18 protein-coding genes and 1 other RNA gene are annotated in these 19,223 nt (G+C 49.5%); 1 reads left to right on the plus strand and 18 read right to left on the minus strand.

The features are described from left to right. Nucleotides 1-29: 29 nt before the first annotated feature. The 17 genes from rapZ to rnpB all read right to left on the minus strand — a co-directional run bounded on the left by rapZ (nt 30) and on the right by rnpB (nt 17,645). On the minus strand, nt 30-902 hold the full coding sequence (rapZ, locus tag L2W48_RS04830; protein ID WP_236098891.1) for an RNase adapter RapZ: 873 nt from the start codon (nt 900-902) through the stop codon (nt 30-32). A gap of 9 nt (nt 903-911) precedes the next feature. Continuing rightward, on the minus strand, nt 912-1,487 hold the full coding sequence (locus L2W48_RS04835) for an SPOR domain-containing protein (RefSeq protein WP_236114812.1): 576 nt from the start codon (nt 1,485-1,487) through the stop codon (nt 912-914). 97 nt (nt 1,488-1,584) lie between these two features. Next, nucleotides 1,585-2,805, minus strand: a complete 1,221-nt coding sequence (gene ftsZ, locus L2W48_RS04840; protein ID WP_236098893.1) for a cell division protein FtsZ — start codon at nt 2,803-2,805, stop codon at nt 1,585-1,587. A 26-nt stretch (nt 2,806-2,831) separates the two neighbouring features. Then, entirely contained in the window at nt 2,832-4,124 is a 1,293-nt protein-coding gene (ftsA, locus tag L2W48_RS04845; protein WP_236098894.1) for a cell division protein FtsA, read from the minus strand. 27 nt (nt 4,125-4,151) lie between these two features. Beyond that, nucleotides 4,152-4,676, minus strand: a complete 525-nt coding sequence (locus L2W48_RS04850; RefSeq protein WP_236116503.1) for a hypothetical protein — start codon at nt 4,674-4,676, stop codon at nt 4,152-4,154. 292 nt (nt 4,677-4,968) lie between these two features. Next, complete coding sequence (gene murC, locus L2W48_RS04855; protein ID WP_236098896.1) at nt 4,969-6,411, minus strand: UDP-N-acetylmuramate--L-alanine ligase; 1,443 nt, start codon at nt 6,409-6,411, stop codon at nt 4,969-4,971. Between the two features lie 15 nt (nt 6,412-6,426). Then, nucleotides 6,427-7,485: a UDP-N-acetylglucosamine--N-acetylmuramyl-(pentapeptide) pyrophosphoryl-undecaprenol N-acetylglucosamine transferase gene (locus L2W48_RS04860; RefSeq protein WP_236098897.1), complete on the minus strand. Its 1,059-nt coding sequence runs from the start codon at nt 7,483-7,485 to the stop codon at nt 6,427-6,429. Beyond that, nucleotides 7,482-8,543 carry an FtsW/RodA/SpoVE family cell cycle protein gene (locus L2W48_RS04865; protein ID WP_236116504.1) on the minus strand — a complete coding sequence of 354 codons (1,062 nt, stop codon included), beginning with the start codon at nt 8,541-8,543 and terminating at the stop codon, nt 7,482-7,484. Before L2W48_RS04865 ends, L2W48_RS04860 begins: the two co-directional genes overlap by 4 nt. A 29-nt stretch (nt 8,544-8,572) precedes the next feature. After that, nucleotides 8,573-9,934 (minus strand): UDP-N-acetylmuramoyl-L-alanine--D-glutamate ligase, encoded by a 1,362-nt coding sequence (gene murD / locus L2W48_RS04870; RefSeq protein WP_236098899.1) that lies wholly within the window; start codon nt 9,932-9,934, stop codon nt 8,573-8,575. Nucleotides 9,935-9,952: 18 nt separating this feature from the next. Further along, nucleotides 9,953-10,906, minus strand: coding sequence for an MraY family glycosyltransferase (locus L2W48_RS04875; protein ID WP_236098900.1), 954 nt, complete (start codon nt 10,904-10,906; stop codon nt 9,953-9,955). Then, a complete protein-coding gene (locus tag L2W48_RS04880; RefSeq protein WP_236116505.1) occupies nt 10,903-12,273 on the minus strand; it encodes a UDP-N-acetylmuramoyl-tripeptide--D-alanyl-D-alanine ligase in 1,371 nt (456 codons plus the stop codon). Before L2W48_RS04880 ends, L2W48_RS04875 begins: the two co-directional genes overlap by 4 nt. After that, nucleotides 12,270-13,769, minus strand: coding sequence for a UDP-N-acetylmuramoyl-L-alanyl-D-glutamate--2,6-diaminopimelate ligase (locus L2W48_RS04885; protein ID WP_236098902.1), 1,500 nt, complete (start codon nt 13,767-13,769; stop codon nt 12,270-12,272). Before L2W48_RS04885 ends, L2W48_RS04880 begins: the two co-directional genes overlap by 4 nt. A gap of 10 nt (nt 13,770-13,779) precedes the next feature. Then, nucleotides 13,780-15,399 (minus strand): peptidoglycan D,D-transpeptidase FtsI family protein, encoded by a 1,620-nt coding sequence (locus L2W48_RS04890; protein ID WP_236098903.1) that lies wholly within the window; start codon nt 15,397-15,399, stop codon nt 13,780-13,782. Continuing rightward, entirely contained in the window at nt 15,396-15,803 is a 408-nt protein-coding gene (locus L2W48_RS04895) for a hypothetical protein (protein ID WP_236098904.1), read from the minus strand. The genes L2W48_RS04890 and L2W48_RS04895 overlap by 4 nt, the downstream gene beginning before the upstream one ends. 20 nt (nt 15,804-15,823) lie before the next feature. After that, entirely contained in the window at nt 15,824-16,723 is a 900-nt protein-coding gene (gene rsmH / locus L2W48_RS04900; protein ID WP_236098905.1) for a 16S rRNA (cytosine(1402)-N(4))-methyltransferase RsmH, read from the minus strand. Next, nucleotides 16,720-17,238, minus strand: a complete 519-nt coding sequence (gene mraZ / locus L2W48_RS04905) for a division/cell wall cluster transcriptional repressor MraZ (protein WP_329606899.1) — start codon at nt 17,236-17,238, stop codon at nt 16,720-16,722. The genes rsmH and mraZ overlap by 4 nt, the downstream gene beginning before the upstream one ends. Nucleotides 17,239-17,307: 69 nt before the next feature. Next, nucleotides 17,308-17,645: RNase P RNA component class A (gene rnpB, locus L2W48_RS04910), an RNA gene on the minus strand. Between the two features lie 81 nt (nt 17,646-17,726). Between rnpB and L2W48_RS04915 the strand changes: the two genes are divergently transcribed. Further along, nucleotides 17,727-18,536 carry a CheR family methyltransferase gene (locus L2W48_RS04915; protein WP_236098907.1) on the plus strand — a complete coding sequence of 270 codons (810 nt, stop codon included), beginning with the start codon at nt 17,727-17,729 and terminating at the stop codon, nt 18,534-18,536. 59 nt (nt 18,537-18,595) lie between these two features. Here the strand turns inward: L2W48_RS04915 and L2W48_RS04920 are convergent, their stop codons facing one another. Then, entirely contained in the window at nt 18,596-19,219 is a 624-nt protein-coding gene (locus L2W48_RS04920; protein WP_236100304.1) for a V-type ATP synthase subunit D, read from the minus strand. Between the last annotated feature and the right edge of the window lie 4 nt (nt 19,220-19,223).

Consider the following 19,223-nt stretch of genomic DNA (forward strand, 5'->3'; position numbering starts at 1 on the left):
TGAAGTGTATCGTGATATCGTAAAAAAACTCAATGTTTATCGATGTCTCTATGGGAAGAGGTCACACGATAACCCTGTTCCTCGAAAATTAACTCGAGCCATTCGACCATGGCTACGGACCTGTGTCGTCCTCCGGTGCATCCTATAGCTATGTGCATTGAGCTCTTTCCAACCCTACCATATTGAGGAAGTAAGAACTCAAAGAAATCGACGGTCTTGTCTAAAAAAACTTCCCAGTCCGGGAATTGTTCCTTTATATACTGTTTTACCGGTTCGTCCGTGCCTGTAAGATCTCTAAGGCTGGGAACGTAGTAGGGATTAGGTAAGAACCTGACGTCCATGACGTAGTCGCTGTCGTTCGGTATTCCGTGTTTAAACCCAAACGAGGAAAAAAGGACCGTGAGCTGAGGATCCGGTGATCCCAGAGCTTTTAAAAGTGCTGGCCTAAACGATCTTATATCAAGATTGGAGGTGTCTACGATGATATCCGCTTCCTGCCTTATGGATGCGAGAAGGTCTCTTTCCCTTTTTATACCCTCTAGTATGGTTACGCCATCTCCCAAAGGGTGGCTCCGTCTGGTGGTGTTGAATCTTTGTACGAGGACTTCGTCGGTGGCGTCCAGAAAGACGACGGAAAAATCCTCTACCCTAGCTCTGATTTCTCTGGAGATCGTCACGAATCGATCCAGGTCTTTTCCTCTCACGTCTACAACTACGGCCACGCCGTTTACGACGGCGGAATCATGAGTCCCCAAAAGTTCCAGAAGCTGAGGAAGAAGTGCCGCAGGGATGTTGTCCACGGCGAATAAGCCTTGGTCCTCCAGGATATTAAGGGTACTGGATTTACCGCTGCCGGAGAGTCCTGTGACCACCACCAGCTTCTTCACATTGTATATTCCCAACAGAGTCACCTACCTCCTGAGAAACACAAAATAAGGATATCCCAGTTTTTTTAGCCTCTCTCCAACGGCAGTAGCCTGGTTACGTGAGGTCCCGCCGGGAATCCAAACCCTGTAATATCTGGTTCCGTTCACTATCCCCTCGCCTATTATAGTCGAGTACCCCTTGGAATCGACCTTAGACGCCAAGGCCTTAGCCATCGATCGTTGTTTGAAGGCACCGACCTGAACATACCAAGAGGAGTTTTTTGCGGTGGCAGAGGACCTGGAAGGGGCGCTCGTAGGCTTCGGTTGAGATACGCTTTTTTTATGAGAAGTCTCTCTTGGTTTGTCCTCAGCCTCTTTCATGGATATGGGAACGGCAATCACTGTACCGTCTTCCACCGAGACATCGTTCTCGTCCAAAGAACGCTCTTCTTCTATAGGGACGTCTATATTTCGGGGCTGAGATGGGACGGGACTAGCCTCCTGGACGTATTTTCCATAAGGATCGTCTTTATCGGGGAGAAAAAAAATCTTTATCCCGAAGACTAAAAACCCCAACGCCACCAGGCCAAGTATCGGTAGCATCAGATCTCCAAAGGGCAATAAGCTCCTCTTTTTCCGCTTTACCTTCCTAGCCATAACAACACCATTCCCTTAAAAAAGCGGGACAAACCTATAGAGGTTCGGCCCCGCTAAATGTCTACCTTCCTCCGTTGTCTTTATCTTTATCGCGGGTCCTACGAACCTTTCTTATGTAGGACGGAACGTCGTATGAGTCTTTCGGGAGCCCTGGGAGCTCGAACATATCCGGACCATCTTCATCGGGAGAGAGGTCCGTAGGTTCTAATTTTATACCGGAGGTCTTCTTCTCTTTTCTCTGAGTCGTGGACTTGGACCCCGATCCGGTGTTTATCTTTCCAAAAGGAGTCGCCTTGGATTTGGCCTGTTCGTAGTCGGAGAACCCTGTCGCTATGACAGTTATCTTTATTCTGTCCTCCATCTCCTCATCTATGGCGCTTCCCCATATGATGTTGGCGTCACCGTCGGAGGCTTCGTTTATGATCCCGGCGGCCTCGTGGATCTCGAATATGCCGACGTCCGCTCCTCCGGTTATATTGAAGAGAACTCCCTTTGCTCCGGTCATTGGTATTGACATCAGAGGACTGTTTATGGCAGCCTGGGCTGCCATGACCGCCCTGTTGTCGCCTCGTCCCTCTCCTATGCCCATAATGGCTGATCCCGCATTCTGCATTACCGATCGGACATCGGCGAAGTCGACGTTCACGAGTGCAGGCCTCAGGATCAGATCGGTCACCCCTTGAACTGCCTGACGAAGGACGTCGTCTGCCATTCTAAAGGCATCGGTCAGGACGGTGTTTTTATCGGAAATCTCCATCAATTTGTCGTTCTCGATAACTATCAGAGCATCGACTTTTTCCTGAAGGGCCTTTATCCCCATATCGGCCTGAGATTTTCGTCTTTTACCCTCCCAGAAGAAAGGAGTCGTCACTACCGCAACTACGAGAGACCCGGTTTCCCTGGCTATCTCCGCTATGACCGGGCTAGCACCGGTTCCGGTTCCTCCGCCCATTCCCGCGGTCAAAAAGACCATATCGGCTCCGACCAAGACCTCCTTGAGTTCGTCGAAAGACTCTTTGGCGGCTCCGTGCCCTATCTGAGGGTCTGCTCCGGCCCCGTGTCCTTTGGTGAGCTCCTTCCCCAGTATCAGACGGGTCGGAGCTTCCGATAGACTTAAGGATGCCATATCGGTATTGACGGCTAAAAACTCTACTCCGGTCACGCCGCTTCGGATAATGTTGTTGAGGGCGTTGCCTCCGCCTCCTCCGACACCGACGACCTTGATCACCTCTCTGTGCGGACTGCTCTCCGAGGTGACTTTAAAGACACCATTCATGTCCATATCACAACCTCCCAGCGGCTGGTTCTTTAAAACAGATCTTTGAAGGCCCTCTTTATAGAATCGAAGACCCCTCTTGCCTCTCCGAAGCTTGGCACACGTCTAGTTGACGGTTCTCTTGACGTGTATCCTCCGCCTCTCAATACTCCAATCGAGGTCTCTATATAGCGATATCGATGCCTGTCTCTTTCCACTAGATAGCGCACGATTCCCGCCAAGGAAGAGTATTGACATGAGCTCATGCCAGGAGGCATCTGGTGGGATACTATGGGAACCCCAACTCTCACCGGCAATGACATGACATCGGATACAAATCCCTCCAGACCTTCAGTCAATGCGACTCCCCCTGTAAGGATGATCCCCGATGGGAAAGCGTGGTAGTTCATGCCGTCCAGGATCTCTTTCACGTGGTGAGAAAACAGTTCCTCCAACCGACAGGAAACGACCTCTACCAAGGCGTCTATAGGCATGGTTTTTGCCTTGCCTCTTATCACGACCTCGAACTCCTCGTCCTCTTCCGGAGGCTCTAGAGACAGACGTTTCTTCAACTCCTCCGCTACGCTTATTGGAATCTTGGCTACATAGGCAAGGTCGTTGGTAATGTGGTCTCCTCCTATGGGAATTACGGATAGTCGTATAGGACGGCCATCCACGAATATGGCTACCCCGGTAGTCCCTCCACCTATGGAGACCACCACCGCTCCGGCGGTCCTCTCTTCTGAGGATAGAGATCCTAGGGCCGCTACGAGAGGTTTTACGACCAGTCCGTTAACTCGGGCGCCAGCTTTCTCCACGCAATTTACCACGTTTTGAAGTGCGGTGGTGGGCACCACCACCGATTGAAGCTCTATCTCAAGGCGGATCCCCGTCATCCCTAGAGGATCATCTATTCCGGAGTTTCCATCTATAGAGTATTTCACCGGAATTGTATGAAGTACACTCCTGTTGGATGACACGGAAAGCTCGCTTTGCGCCGTCTCGATAACTCTCTCTACATCGTCTATCTCGATCTGTCGGGGCGTCCTTCCCAGAGAGACCATACCGTGAGACATCACGCTGTCGACCTCTACTCCGCTAAAAGCAACTGTGACATCGTCCAGGGTGAAACCGACCATGGTTTCCGCTTCCTTCAAAGCCCTTCTTACGGCTAAAACGGCCTGTTCCAGGTTGACTATCATGCCTTTTCTTATCCCTGCGGAGGGAGCCTGCCCCACCCCTATGATCTGGGCCTCGTCGGAACGGACGTCTCTTTCCGCCACGACGACGGACACCTTGGAGGTGCCGAGATCAAGACCTACGAAAATGTCAGGCTCTCTTTTCACAAACCCATCGCTCCCTTCGCGCATGGTTTAATCGCTCAGCCCTTTTACAACTATCTTATCACCGTAGGAGGCATCCACGATTTCACCGCTTCTGAACTTGACTCCGGAACTCAGTAGCTCGTTTACAGCAGATATCTGAGAGTGCAAGTTCTTATCTCTATCGATTATAACAGTTAAGAATCCCTTATTCTCTTTTTTTATGTACAGAGATGCCAATCCCATACCGCCTTCTCTGTAGACCCTTAATGACTGTACTTCTCCAGGCAACTCTATTTCTGTGAGCTCTTTTATCATCGACGAATAATCATCAAGGTCGTAATTGAAATCCATTACCGATCCTTGGTTCTTCGATGAAGCTTTTATAGGAGGAGGCATAGACTCATCTATAACCACCAAAGGATCGTCCGGCTTTCCGTAGATCTCTTCGTTCATAGGGTGGTCTTCGGACCAGACCTTACCTTCTCTGGAAAGATACCAAGAGGTCTTCCCCCAGGAAAAGGTACTCAAAACGGTCAAGGGTTTTATCCTGCAAGACAGGGTGCCCCATCCCATCTGAGTATCTATGGATAGAGGCTCGCTCTTCTCGATGGCTTCGTCCAGATCACCTAATAGTGTAAACGAGAGAGGCCAAAAACGTATGGCATCCGGAGATATGTACGATAGGATCTTTTTCTCTATCCTTAACGATGGACAGGAATCCAAGACTATGGACCTCAATCTCAAAAACTGATAGTTCCTCTCCAGCTTAAACGGAAATGCCGCGAGAAACGATACCAATAGAAGGGAAAAAAACATCCCTAGACGATTTTCCTGCATGAGAGAACACTCGCCTCTATCGCCTCACTCAAACCCCTACAGCTATTGAACGAGGGACTATATTCTTACGACCTATCTCTTTTACAAGTATATCCCCTAGATCCGCTATATCTCCCGCCCCTAGAGTCAAGATCACATCTCCCTCCTCAACCAGGGACATGACTTTATCTATGGCGTCCTTTTTTCTGTCCGTCACGAAAAATGACGGGTGATTTTTCTTCGATAGATGATCCCCTATCATGTGAGATGTCACACCGTCTACAGGTGGTTCGTCGGCTGGGTAAATAGGCAATACGACGACCTTATCGGCATATGTCAGGACTTCGGCAAAGTTCTCCGCCATGGCTGCCGTCCTTGTAAATCGATGAGGCTGAAAGGCCACCAGGATCTTTCTCTCAGGAAAGATCTGACTTATGGCCTTCAAGGTCGCCTCCACCTCCCGTGGATGATGGCCGTAATCGTCGTATACATCTATATGCTCGACTCCGCCCTTGAACTGCAACCGTCTTTTCGCACCTTTAAACTGACGTAAGGTTCTCTTTATCACGTCGAACGGGACTGACAACATGTCTGCCACTATACAGGATGCCAAGGCGTTCAACACGTTGTGGTCGCCCGAAACGGAGAGCTCTATTCTGCCTATAGATCTACCGTGTTTTCTGACGGAAAAGGAAACGCCGCCACCATGATTATACTCTATGTCCGTGGCTCCCCAATCCCATCTGTCTCCCCAGCCGTAGGTGACTTTAGGACTATCTTTTTCCATCATTTTCAGCAAAGATTGTACTCCCCCGTCCTCTCCGCAGAGTACGGACAAGCCACCCTTCCTAAGATTTTGGGAGAAAGACTCGAAGGTATTAAGGACGGAGTCAAAATCGGGATAGTGGTTTACGTGATCCCAATCGACGTTCGTTATAACCGATATGGTGGGATGAAAACATAGAAAGGAACCGTCGCTTTCGTCGAGTTCGGCGACCATGTGAGGACCCGATCCGAGTCTGGCATTGCAACCTATGTCGCACAGCTCGCCACCTATAGCGACGGTAGGCTCAAGCCCAGCGCCGCTTAGAATTAGGCCTATCATTGAAGATGTAGTGGTCTTTCCGTGGGTACCTGCCACTCCTATTCCGTATCTAACGTCGAATATGGCGCTCAATACCTGAGCCCTCTGAGCGACGGCTATACCGCTTTCTCTGGCGACTACCAGCTCTTCGTTATCCTCGGGAATCGCACTGCTATAGACTAAAAGGTCGGGAGAGAACTGGGATAGGTGGTCCGAACTATGACCTATATTGAAATCTATGTCGGCTTGGGCCACTTTCTCAACGTAGAATCCATAGGACATGTCGCAGCCACTGACATCGAAGCCAAGTTCTTTTAAAAGAAGGGCTAGACCGCTCATTCCGGCACCGCCGATCCCCATCAGATGTATATGGCGAACCTCATCCAAGTTTATCTCCTTTATTTCCAAAGCCGGACTCTCCCTTCAAATATGCGAAAGAATCAATCGCCACAACGCCGAGACTGCCTTATCGTCGTCGGTCGAATTTTTCAATTCACTATCTTCTCTATTCGATTTTCGAGAAATATCGTTCTCCAACTCGTCTATCTTCTTGATCAGCTCTGTAACGCCCATTTCGGGAGTCCAGATCCGTCCCGGGTTCCTATCGTCCAAAAAAGACAGGGCATTTTCATATTGGTGTCCATCGGAAGCTTTCTCCCAGGGCACTATCACTGCGGGGATTCCCAGCTGGCTTACTTCGGCCAGTGTGGCTGCTCCGGCCCGACAGATAACCATATCTGCCACCCCGTAAATCGGCGACATATCCCATCTATTGGAAAGATACGCCACTTTATTCTCAACTCTATCCTCGTCGATACCTAGGACGATGAAAAAGCACCTTGCAAATTCTACCATAGATAAGGTGATCGATACCAAGTCGATCAGGCTAGAGCTTCCAAGAGAGCCGCCAAGGAGTACTATAACACGATCTTCTCTGTCGACTTTATCGCTTAACCACAGTTCGTCGAGAGCCGCTTCTCTGGATAGCTTTCTAAATTTTCTGACGGGTATCCCCGTATACGCTCCTTTTATCCCCTTGCATTTGCGCCAGCCAGTAGCCACAGGTACTTTCCATCTTGATGCGATACGAGATACCTTTCCTGCTACGACGTTTTGTTCATGCATAAAAACGGGGATCTTCATAAACTTGCTCACGACGAGGGCGGGAAAAGAGATATAACCTCCGAAAAGGATCAGACAATCGGGTTTTATCTCATTGACCCTTTCGTACATGATTGCGATGGACCTTATCATATTCCAGGACCTTTTAAATATGCTTTTTAAGGTCTTGATACCCAATGGTGATCCCTCTATCGGCAGGACAAAAGGACTAACGTTATGGTTTTCGTATATGGCTTTTTCCATCGATCTGGATCCACATACATAATAGACTCGATCTCCTGCTTCTCTTCTCGAGTTTCCGAACGCTATAGCCGGGGTTATATGCCCACCGGTTCCTCCTGCAACTAAAAGTATTTTCAATCTCCCACCCACCTTTTTCCATCGTATAACTCTCTCAACGCTCGAAGGATAAGACCTATCTTAAGCCAAGATATTACCAGAGAGCTTCCACCGTAACTCAAAAAGGGCAAAGGCATCCCAGTCATCGGTATGGCATTCGATATCCCCCCGATATTTACGATCAGAGGGATCGCTATGGATAGAGCTCCTGCCCACAGCAACAAGGCTATCGAGGAATCCTCGGCCTGACGAAAATGACAGTAAATCCGAAAAAACCAAAGCGAGAACAGGGATAGGACGGTTACGCTTCCTATTACCCCCAGGGTTTCTGCGATAGCGGCAAAGATAAAATCCGTGTGAGCCGCCGGCAGAAAACGACTTCTCTGTACAGCCTTTCCCAAACCGGTACCCCAGAAACCGCCGTTAGCGAAGGCTATCAACCCTTGAATCGTCTGGTATCCGACGTCGGATGGATCGGACCAAGGGTCAAGCCAGGCGACGATTCGCCTCTGTCTGTAGCCTTTTTGAGAGAGAAAAACGAAAACAGGCGACAGCAGAATAGCAGATGTAAGGGGCAGAAGAAAACCGTAAGCCTGCACGTAGATTCCCATGGCAAGGAAAAACAATAACAAAGTTCCACCAAGGTCGGGTTGCAGCAATACCGGTACGGCTGCGATGAATATCAGCAATAACGTCAAGGAGAAGGCCCTGAAGGATTTCAGCTTCTTTCTTGTATAGATTTTACACAGGTGGATCATCAGGAAAAAAACGAGCAATTCCAGGGGCTGAAAGCTGATGGAGCCTATCTTGATCCATCTTGAAGCACCGCCTCCGCCGGTTCCTATGCCTGGGATCAATGTCAGCCAGGTAAGAATCCAGGATGATAACAGAAAGAGCCCGCTTCGATTCCACCAGAAATCCAATGGCAAGGCGCTAGATATCAACATACAAATCAAGGCCACCGCTAACCACTGAGTCTGTCTTTGTCCTAACACGAACGATACGGAACCGTTACCTAGCCTAACCGTGGTCAAGGAAAGTATTACCACTATTCCGAGAGCGGAAAGGATAAGGGGCACGATCCATACGACAGGGTCCCTTCCCGACCTCACGACTCGACGTCTGTCCCCTCTATCGCTTTCGCCAACCCACTGAAATGGTCGCCTCTCTCCTTGTAGCTTCCATACATATCCCAGCTAGTACAGGCAGGGGATAGCAGCACAGTGTCCCCTCTTTTGGCCCTTCCGGACGCTTCGATAACGGCCTCTTCCATGGACTGAACTATCTCCCAGTCGTTTACATTTTGTTCTTTCAGGGCCTCGGCTATGGCAAAACGCTCTTCTCCCAGTAATATGGCATATCTACAGTTATCCTTCACCGCTAGGGCCAAATCGCGGTAACTTTCTCCCTTACCCTTTCCTCCCAGGATAACGACCTTTCCGCCAGGAATTGACCTAAGAGCTGTGCAGGTGGAGGCAACGTTGGTTCCCTTGGAGTCATCAACGTAGGATATTCCGTTCTTCTCCACTATGAACTGACATCTATGGGGTGGTGCTTTATAGGAGGCTAGCCCTATGGACCAATCCGTTTCCTTGCAAGAGGTCAATATACAGGCGGTTGCAGCCATGGCGGCGTTCTCTATGTTGTGTCCTCCCAGCAGAGGAACCTGCCCCGACTTGAAAAGATCGTGGCGAATTCCCTCTATGACGGCGGTCGCCTTTTCATCGCCTATATATATACCGTCCTTCTTTAAATCGTTCTCAAATGTCAAGCCTATGGTCCTTGGATCGCCCTGCCCACCTAGGAGGGAACGATCCCTTTCCTGAACGATGGACCACCCTGTATCCCTTCTGTGGGAGATGGCTTTTTTCTTGGCTGAAATATAGTTTTCGTAGGACCTATGCCAATCGATATGGTCCGGTGCGATGTTGGTGACTACAGAGATATCGAACTCGGCCTTCTCGGTCCAGTGGAGTTGAAAACTGCTCAGCTCTATCACGAAAACGCCTCTTCTTTTACATGCGAAATCACCTAAAGGCGAACCTATGTTTCCCAATGTCAGGGCGTCGACACCGGAGACTTTAAGCAAATGAGCTATCAGAGAAGTTGTGGTGGTCTTTCCGTTAGTACCCGTTACGGCGATAACCTTCCCGTCCAGGTTGGGCAACACGAAATCGACCTCGCCCATCACCTCGATTCCGGCATCCCTTGCTTCCAGAAGCAAGGGAGCCGTAGGGGAAACTCCAGAACTAACCAGCATGAGGTCACACTCCAAGGCCTTGGAGGAATGACCTCCTATCTCGAAGTCGACTCCCATATCCTTTAGGCCAAGCCGTCTCTCCTCCGGTATATCGGCTTTGCTTTCGGTTACAAAGACCGAGGCTCCCGACCTGACCGCACAGGAGGCCAAAGCCTCGCCGCTGATACCGGCTCCCAATACGGTAATTTTTTTACCGAATAAATCTTTCACTACGACTGCCACCTCTCGTTAAAAGTGAAGTCCAAGGCCCATTCCAAACAGAAAAAGGGTTACGATACCGACCAAATGCACAATCCAGAACCTCAGAACTATCTGAACCTCGCTCCATCCGGATAGTTCGAAATGATGATGGATAGGGCTCATTTTGAACACCTTTTTGGAGAAAACCCTTATGGCTACTATTTGAATCGCCACGGATAATATCTCGACACCGAAAAGAGCCCCAGCAGGGACGACATACAGCAGCCCTCCCCCGCAGACCGATATGGAGACTAAAAGCCCTCCGAGAAAATGAGAACCACAATCTCCCATGAATATCCTGGCGGGGAAGGAATTGTACCACAGAAAACCGAGCGTCATGGCTAACCCCGCTGCCACCCCGCTTATTCCGGCTGATGCTACTGTACAGATGAATATCAACGAGATCGACGAGGCTCCCGCGGCGAGTCCATCCAATCCGTCTGTAACATTGACCCCGTTGAGCATGGACACGACGAGAAAAGAACATATGAGAACCGACAGCATCGGAGACAGATAAACTCCGGGCAAAACGGCAATTCCTAAATATCTTTGGACTACCACGGACCATATCAGGGATATCAATACCTGAGCTGAAAGTTTCTGCAGGCTGGATAGTCCTTCACTGGAGGATCTCGAGTATTTCAGTATATCGTCCCATAGACCGATTCCGCCCGACGCCAGAGGCAAGGACCATAAAAGGATTTGAAATATTAAAGAACCATCTCCTAAAGCCCAGCCTATCAAAATGGACGGTAGCGCCGTTATCATGAAAACCGCCCCTCCGAGGGACGGTGTCTTGCTTTTTTCTTCTCCCCTCGCCGGTCCGTAGCTCTTCTGAGCCAACTTAAAATCACGACGTTTCAGCCATACTATCCATCTAGACTGAGCTAGAATGGAGAAAAAAAACAGGACCAACCCCCATATCAAAAGACCTATCGTCATGGAAAGATCTCCATCAGACGTTCTAGCCCGTTGGATCTGGATCCCTTTATGGCGACGAAATATCCCTCCGACAGAAAACCCTTTAAATCGGAAGACAACGATTCGATATCCTCGTACACCTTTATCGATGGCTTTAGCCGGGCCCAAATAGGCCCTAAAAGCAAGACCCTTCCCAATGGCAGAGCTTTTTTAAGGATATCCTCATGGAAAGACAGGGCCCCTTTTCCAAGTTCTCCCATCTCTCCTAGAACGAGGATCCTTTTTTCCCTGGGGAAGGGACTCTGTGCCACCAGATCTAGCATGGCTTCCATGGACTTTGGGTTGGCGTTGTAGCTTTCATCCAAAACCCAAACCCCACCTCTATCTTTCAAGACCCCTCTTCCATGGTAGGGCTTTATCGATGACAACCTGATAGAGGCTTCCTCCGGCGATATTCCCGATTCCACCGCGGTAGCCCATGCCATGCCCAGTAGGCTTGCGTTATGTATCCCGGCGACATTTGCCTTGATTCCGTAAAAGCTCCGATCTAGGTCTCTCCCGATACTCATAGAAAGAACAGGCCGTTCCTTCCAGTCGAGCCGTATATCCCTTAAAACATAGTTTCCGGAAGACCCTACCGATAAGGCTTGCCAATTCTCACATAAGGATCTCTTCTCCACAGCGGAGGACAATATAGAGTTGTCACCGTTGAAGATGACTTTCCTTAACTTCTTGGACTCGAGTATTTCAAGCTTTGCCTCTAGCACTCCTTCCAGGGTGCCTAGCCCCTCCAGGTGAGCCGGGACTACCTCGGTTATAACAGCCGTATCTACAGGATATAGATCGACCATCTCGGAGATCTCCCCTGGATGGTTGGTCCCCATCTCCAAGACTAGGACAGATGTATTCTCCGGCATCTCCGCTGCGGTAAGAGCACAACCGATTCTCGTATTGTGGCTGCTTCTGGCCCTGTAGACTCCTGACGAAGTCCCTCCCAAAGCGAGAAATATCATCTCTCTGGTGGACGTCTTACCTACGCTTCCGGTTACGGCTATAACGTTTTTCAGGTCTTTGAGCCGATGCTGGGCTATTCTTATCAGTCCTTGCTCTGGGTCATCCACCTCTATCACTCGAAATCCCAGGGGGAGATCCTTTATTTTCTCCCTCCAAGAGGGACTCACCAGAGCGCAATGAGCTCCCCGGGAAACTGCGTTCAGGATGAAATCATGGCCATCCACGTTATTACCCGGCAAAGCCACGAATAGATCTCCCTCTTCTATCTTTCGACTGTCCACTCGGATAAGGCCGGAAAATTCGCCGTCGTCACCCTTGAGAGTTCCCTCCGCCAACGAGGCATATTTAGACCATGATTGGCTTTTTTGGCTCATTTCCATGGGATCCCTCGATCTTTCCCCCAGCTTCGTACCGACTCGGAGTCGCTATAGGGGGTCTTTTTCCCCTTTATCAGAATATATTTTTCCGGTCCCTTGCCTGAGATTACCACCAAATCTCCCTCTTTAGACATATCCAGGGCCTTGTAGATAGCGTCTTTTCTATCGATTACGACATCGTAGCTATTGCCCTCTACCTTACGGACGCCTTCCAATATGTCCCCGACGATCGACAGCGGATCCTCTCCTCTGGGGTTATCCATGGTCAGCACCAGATGGTCCGCCTTTTGCGCCGCTATCTCGCCCATCGCCCAACGATTTCCTCTGAATCTCTCTCCACCTAAACCGAACACCCCGATAAGACGCCCTTTACATATTTCCCTGGCGGCTGAGAGAAGATTGCTCAATGCATCTGGTGTATGAGCGTAATCCACGATGGCACAGCCTTTCTTTTCGAAAATGTAACGTTCCATTCTGCCCGGCACCTGAGGCATGTTTTCGAGGCCGTGCTGGATCTCATCATATGAAAAACCCATAGAATAGCAGGCAGCGGCTGCTGCTAAGGCGTTGCTGACGTTATACCCCCCTATCAAGGGCAGACGCACCCGATTGGTCCGTCCCTCTATGGTGAGGTCGAAGAGAACCCCCCCTACGTCCAGAGCTATATCGGACCCCGTAACCGTAGCCGAGCTAGACTTGGAGGAATAGGTTACGACATCGGATCCGGCGCATTCTCTCAACAATCTTTTCCCATAGGGGTCGTCCAAGTTAAAAATTTTTTTGCAATCGGGTTTCATGTATCGTGTGAAAAGCGACTTTTTAGCCTCGAAATAGCGCTCCATATCTCCGTGAAAGTCGAGATGTTCAGGAGTTAGATTTGTAAAGACCGCCACGTCGAATAGACATCCCGACAACCGTCCCTGGACAAGACCATGAGAGGATGTCTCCATGATGCAACCGTTACAGCAGGACCGGACCATCTCGGATAGGAAAGACTGTATCTCCGATCCCTCCGGGGTAGTCCTATCGGCCTCGATTTCCTTGTTCCCGTCGTCATAGGTGATTGTCCCCAGCAAACCGACCTTGCCTCTTCCTCTCATGATGGACCGAATCATATAGGTGGTCGTGCTTTTACCGTTGGTTCCGGTAACTCCGATCATCGAGAGAGATTCCGAAGGATGGTCGTGAAAAGAAGAGGCTATCGCTCCTAAGGCGCTTCTGGCATCTGGGGTCAAGATGATCGGTACGTCTTTTTCCACTTCGTCGGGAATATGTTCACACAACAGAGCCGTCGCTCCCGATTTTACGGCAGCGACGGCGAATTTATGTCCGTCGTTATGGACTCCGGGCACGCAACAGAAGAGACTTCCCGATGTGACCTTACGGGAATCGAACTCGATAGAACGAACGATCTCATCGCTAAGTTGGCCTACGATCGCCGATACCATCCCGGAGGATTTAAGATCTTCGATTAGTTCATTAATTTTTTTCATCTCAGAGTAATCACTCTCCAGAATTCAATCTCTCTATATCCTCGACTATAGCCTTAAAGACCGGAGCGGCTATAGCTCCTCCGTAATATCGACCTTGACCAGGCTCACCAAGGACAACCAATAAGGTGTATTTCGGGGAATCGTAAGGCCAAAACCCTATGAACGATGCCACCATACGTTCCTTTGAGTATTCGCCTTTTACAGCCACCTGGGCGGTGCCGGTCTTTCCACCTATCTTAACCTCTTTGCAGTCGGCTTTTTTGCCCGTTCCCTCGACTATCACTCTTCGAAGCGTTTTTCTAAACCAATCGACGTAATGTGGAGGAAGCAAATCTCTCAGGACAACCGTTTTAGATCGATATATGGGCTTCCTCTCTCCATCCTCTACTCTGTCGACTATATGAGGGAGTAACAGCTTTCCTCCGTTTATGACGGCGTTGAAGGCTGTTATCAGTTGGATAGGCGTAACAGCTATTCCCTGTCCTATCGCTATGTTAGCGGGGATTACTCCGTACCATCTTTCTGGAGGTAGCAATAACCCGTTTTCCTCTCCGTTCAACTCTACTCCGGTTTTCTTTCCAAATCCCCAGGCTTCCAGATCTCTGTAGGCTTCGTAGGGATTGAGTTTAATGCCGATCTGAGCCATACCGACGTTGGAGGAATATATGAGAACGTCGGAAAGGTCTATCTTGCCTTTTCCGCGCCCATGAGAGTTGGAAATCCAACCGTCGGCCACCTTGATTCTGCCGTTATCTATAAACCAGGAGTTTCTTCCTACTATCTTGGACTGAAGCGCCATGGCCACAATAACAGGCTTCAAGGTAGACCCAGGTTCGTAAACCCTGCTGATACAGTTGTTAGTCATGCTATCGTTATTCAGGGTTGTCCTCTTGTTGGCGTTGAAGCTGGGCCAACTGGCCATCCCAACTATTCTTCCCGTATCGCTTTCCAGACAGAGAGCAGCACCCCATTTAACCTTTTCCTTGATTGATATATCCGAAAGTCGCTTTTCGAGAATATATTGTATACGACGATCCACTGTCAAGAAAACCTTACCTTCAGAACCACTGATCGTGGAATCTCTTCGTCCTCTGGTTTTCATAGTCCAACCGGAGGGAGTGTAAAGTACATCGTTCCACATCAGTTCCAGGCCAGCCAACCCTATCCCATCTATGTCGCAATATCCCAAAACGTGGGACAGAAGGGTCTCATTAGGATATATTCTCTTCGTCTCCTGGAGAACGTGGAGTCCATCCAGGCCCATATCGAGTATTTTCTTAGCTTTTTCGTCATCCAGCTGTCTCAGGACCCAATAAAAACGGCCTCTTTTGAGCGACGACAGGATAGCCGTCTTCTCTTTCGAGACCCACTCGCTGAGTTTATCGGCGTTATCGGTGTTCCAATCTCTGGGGTCGACATACAGGCTCGCGGTAGGGACGGAGATCGCTAAAGGCTCGCCTCTTCTATCCAAGATAGGTCCTCTAGTTGAGCAGGTTCTACCGAACCTATTGCTCTGATTTCCAAGCCTCTCTACGACCCTCTCGTCCGGCTTTATCTGAAGGACGATGATCCTGCCTATCAAACCTGCTATAACCAGAAAAAGAAGCACCCATGGAAAATTCTTTTTCATCTATAGTGCTTGTCCGGCAGAGAGCCACTCCATCTTTTGGGATCGGACATCGAGGATGCAGCCTTTCCTGAGAACTGAACCCTTATTATCCCCGCGTAGGACTCCTCCGTCATACCCAGCTTTGTGCTGGCATATCCATATACCGTCGACGGCGATTCCATGGCGAGGCATTTCTTATGGATCGACGTGACCTGAGTCTCCAAGTCGCTTACCTTCGCGGTGAGTTCGTCCAGTTCGGATTCAAGAACTAGACCATACATTCTCAGACACACCAAAGAAGAACATAGCATCATAGCCAGAACGAGGAAGAGGACAAAGACAGGGCTTATCTTGATTTTTTTCCTTCCGACACGGACGTCATCAGATCGATAACGGTCTTCTCTGGTTTTATCGTTGAAAAGCACGACAGCCCTCCTGTGTACGTCTATCCTTTGGCGAAAGCTCTAAGCTTAGCGCTTCTGGATTTGGGATTGTTCTCTATCTCCAGATCCGATGGTAACAGGGCCTTTTTAGTCAAAATAGTTCCTTCCCCCTGATCCTTCCATCCTCTGAACTTCCATTTGACTATTCTGTCCTCAAGGGAGTGATATGATACCACCACCACAACCCCACCGGGAGATATAACATCTAGGGCGGAGTTCAGTCCCTCGTCCAAGGCATCCATCTCCTTGTTTACAGCAATTCTAAGAGCCTGAAAGACCTTCCTGGCAGGATGTCCTTTAGCCTTTCTCATTACCGGAGCGGGAAGAGCCTTACGTATAACCTCTACCAGGGTATCCGTGTCCTCTATAGGACCGGTCTTTTCACGATAACGAACTATGGATTTGGCGATCGGCCAGGCAAATCGTTCCTCTCCGTATTTCCTGAAAACCTCGCTCAGCTCGGGAGCGGACAGTTCTCTGACCATATCGGCTGCGCTTTCGCCTCCGTCTTCGCGATTCATCCTCATATCCAAAGGCCCGTTCTCTCTGAAGGAAAAGCCCCTTTCCGGTAGGGATATCTGCATATTGGAGATTCCTAGATCAAAGACGACTCCTCCCACGGGGATGGCCTCCACGTCTTCGAGTAAACCCTTTAGATCGGAAAAATTGCCCTTTATGGGAATGAATCTCTCTCCGAATGGCCCCAGTCTTTCCGAGGCTATTGTCAAAGCCTGAGGGTCTCTATCTATGCCGAAGACATTTACTCCTTCTATACGATTCAGGATCGCTTCCGAATATCCCCCCAACCCTAAGGTGGCGTCTACTATAGGACCTGAGGAGCTCGTTTTTTTCAGATACTCAAGTACTTCCTCCAACATAACGGGGACATGTTCAACCTTCACTGCATCACTTCCTCGATCATCTTTCCCAGATCTCCAAGCAAGGTAGACCTTCTATCGTTCCAACGGACACGATCCCATATCTCTATGTGGTCCTCGACCCCTATAACCGAAACATCCTCTTCCAGTCCTCCATAACGACGAAGAGAGGGAGATATAAGAATACGTCCGGTTTTATCCGGTGTGATTTCGTCGGCCATGGAAAAAAGGACTCTCTTGAAGTTCCTGGATTTTTCTTTAGAAAAAGGCAGTTCATCGAAGCGAGCTACGAAAGTCTGCCAGCTATCAAGTGGATATATCGCCATGCATCTCTCTATTCCTACGGTACATACAATGGGAGATCCGAGGGCATGCCGAAAACGGGAAGGGAGGATCATCCGTCCCTTATCATCTATTTTATGGTCATAGCTCCCCAAGAACATGGCTTGTCCTCCACAACTTCCCATTTCTCTCCACGATACACCAAGTAAACAGTAGAACTTAAAGGTGAAAGAGTCAAGAGGATCATGGGCTCTCATCGGATAAAAGGGCAAAAAAAAGGACCTAGGCCTTTTTTTTACTAGGCCGTAGGTCCCGAAAAAACGGTGCTGGAGAGCCTTCCTGTAAGCCGGGTTTTGTCGTGGGTAGTCATTTATCTAGGACATCCCTCACGAGACATCTCGAGCGACCGTACCCGGAGGTCGGCGGGCCGCCTCATCCCTCCCTATTCGGTCTTGCTCCGGACGGGGTTTACCTGGCACGACAGTCACCTGCCGTCCGGTGGGCTCTTACCCCACCTTTTCACCCTTACCTCTCAAGGAGGCGGTATGTCTCTGTGGCACTGGCCTGTGGCTTACGCCAACTGGGCGTTACCCAGCGTCCTGCCCTTTGGAGCCCGGACTTTCCTCTCCCGATATTTATCGGCAGCGACTACCTGGAAGACTCTCAGGAGGCAGTATATCACATTTCAAGTAATTCGCCGACATGGTATGATTGTAGACGATAACACTATAAAGGAGGGATTCCCTTGGTCGCTAACGAGAAGGACTATGATTCACCGGAATACACGCGTTTTAAACAACAGGTCCAAAAACTAACTGGTCTAGATTTAAATTCGTACAAAAACCAAATACATCGCCGTGCTCATATGCTCATGAGCAGATGGAATTTGACCGATTACGACCAGTACTTTACCATGATCAACAAAAACGAGGATAAACTGAGGGATTTTCTCGATTATCTTACGATAAACGTATCGGAGTTCCTAAGAAATCCTCCACGATGGTGGGATTTGAGAGATCATGTAATACCCGATCTCATCAAGACCAAAGGCAGTAAAAAACTTCGTCTTTGGAGTGCCGGATCAGCAACCGGAGAGGAACCCTACTCTCTTGCGATGTTGTCCAGCGAATGCGGTCTATCCTCCGCTACTCCGGTCCATGCCAGAGATATCGACGCTGGCGCAATCGCCATAGCTCAAAGGGGGATCTATCACAAGAGACAGCTGGTAAACGTTCCTCCAGATTGGATAACAAAGTATTTCAAGGTCGTAGACGAGCAGACCTATCAGGTTAAGGACGATCTCAAAAAGAGAGTCGATTTTGCCAGATTGAACCTAATAGAGGATAGGTTTGAAAAAGATTACGATCTCATACTGTGCAGGAACGTGGTCATATACTTCAGGCCGGAGACGAAGGCGGTCCTTTATCAGAAGTTTTTCGATGCACTCAGACCGGGAGGGTATCTTCTAGTGGGATCGACGGAACAGATTTTCGAGTACAAATCCTACGGATTCGAGGCTGCAAAGCCCTTTCTTTACAGAAAACCCCTTAAATAGAAGGAAAGACCAAAAAAGCGGAGGTGGGGGGGTTTAAACCCCCCACCTCCGCTTTTTGTTTAGTGAGATCTGACGATATCCTTGATCTTCATTATGCGGCTGAGAGTCGATCGTTCCTGTTCCTCCAGCTTCATGGTGATGTACTTTATGGTCTCTATATTAGCTGGAATCAGAACGTGTTCCAACGCGTTGACCCTTCTTCGGGTCTTCTCTATCTCGGTCGACATGAGAGCTATGGCCTTTTCCTCCGCCGCAAGCTCTATGAGTTTCGGCATTATGGAGGAAAAACGCTCGAGAGCGACGTCGAGACTGCCCAGGGTTGTTGCAAAACCATAGTTTAGGGCTTTGCCTTCCTGGTCTATACCGTATTCTGGGACCACCACGCTCATGACGTTACGGTGCTCCACTGAAATACGGCACTTCGCCCCGGGTATCATAAGGGCCTGTTCCAACATGGCGGGCAAGGTCTGAGCTCTGGCGAGAAGGAAGCTTTCGTAACATTTACGGAGCTCTTCCTCCACCGCTTCGCGTTGCTCCTTGACCTTGCGGGCCTTTTCCAGAAAGGCCTTGATCAGGGCGTCCTGTTTGTCCTTCAGGAGCTTGTGGCCCCTCTTGGCCACCACCAGGTTCTTCTTGAGCCTGGAGAGCTCCATTCGGTTCGGGTTGACGTTCAGACGAGCCATGACA

This window comes from Dethiosulfovibrio russensis, assembly GCF_021568855.1.
Taxonomy (GTDB): domain Bacteria; phylum Synergistota; class Synergistia; order Synergistales; family Dethiosulfovibrionaceae; genus Dethiosulfovibrio; species Dethiosulfovibrio russensis.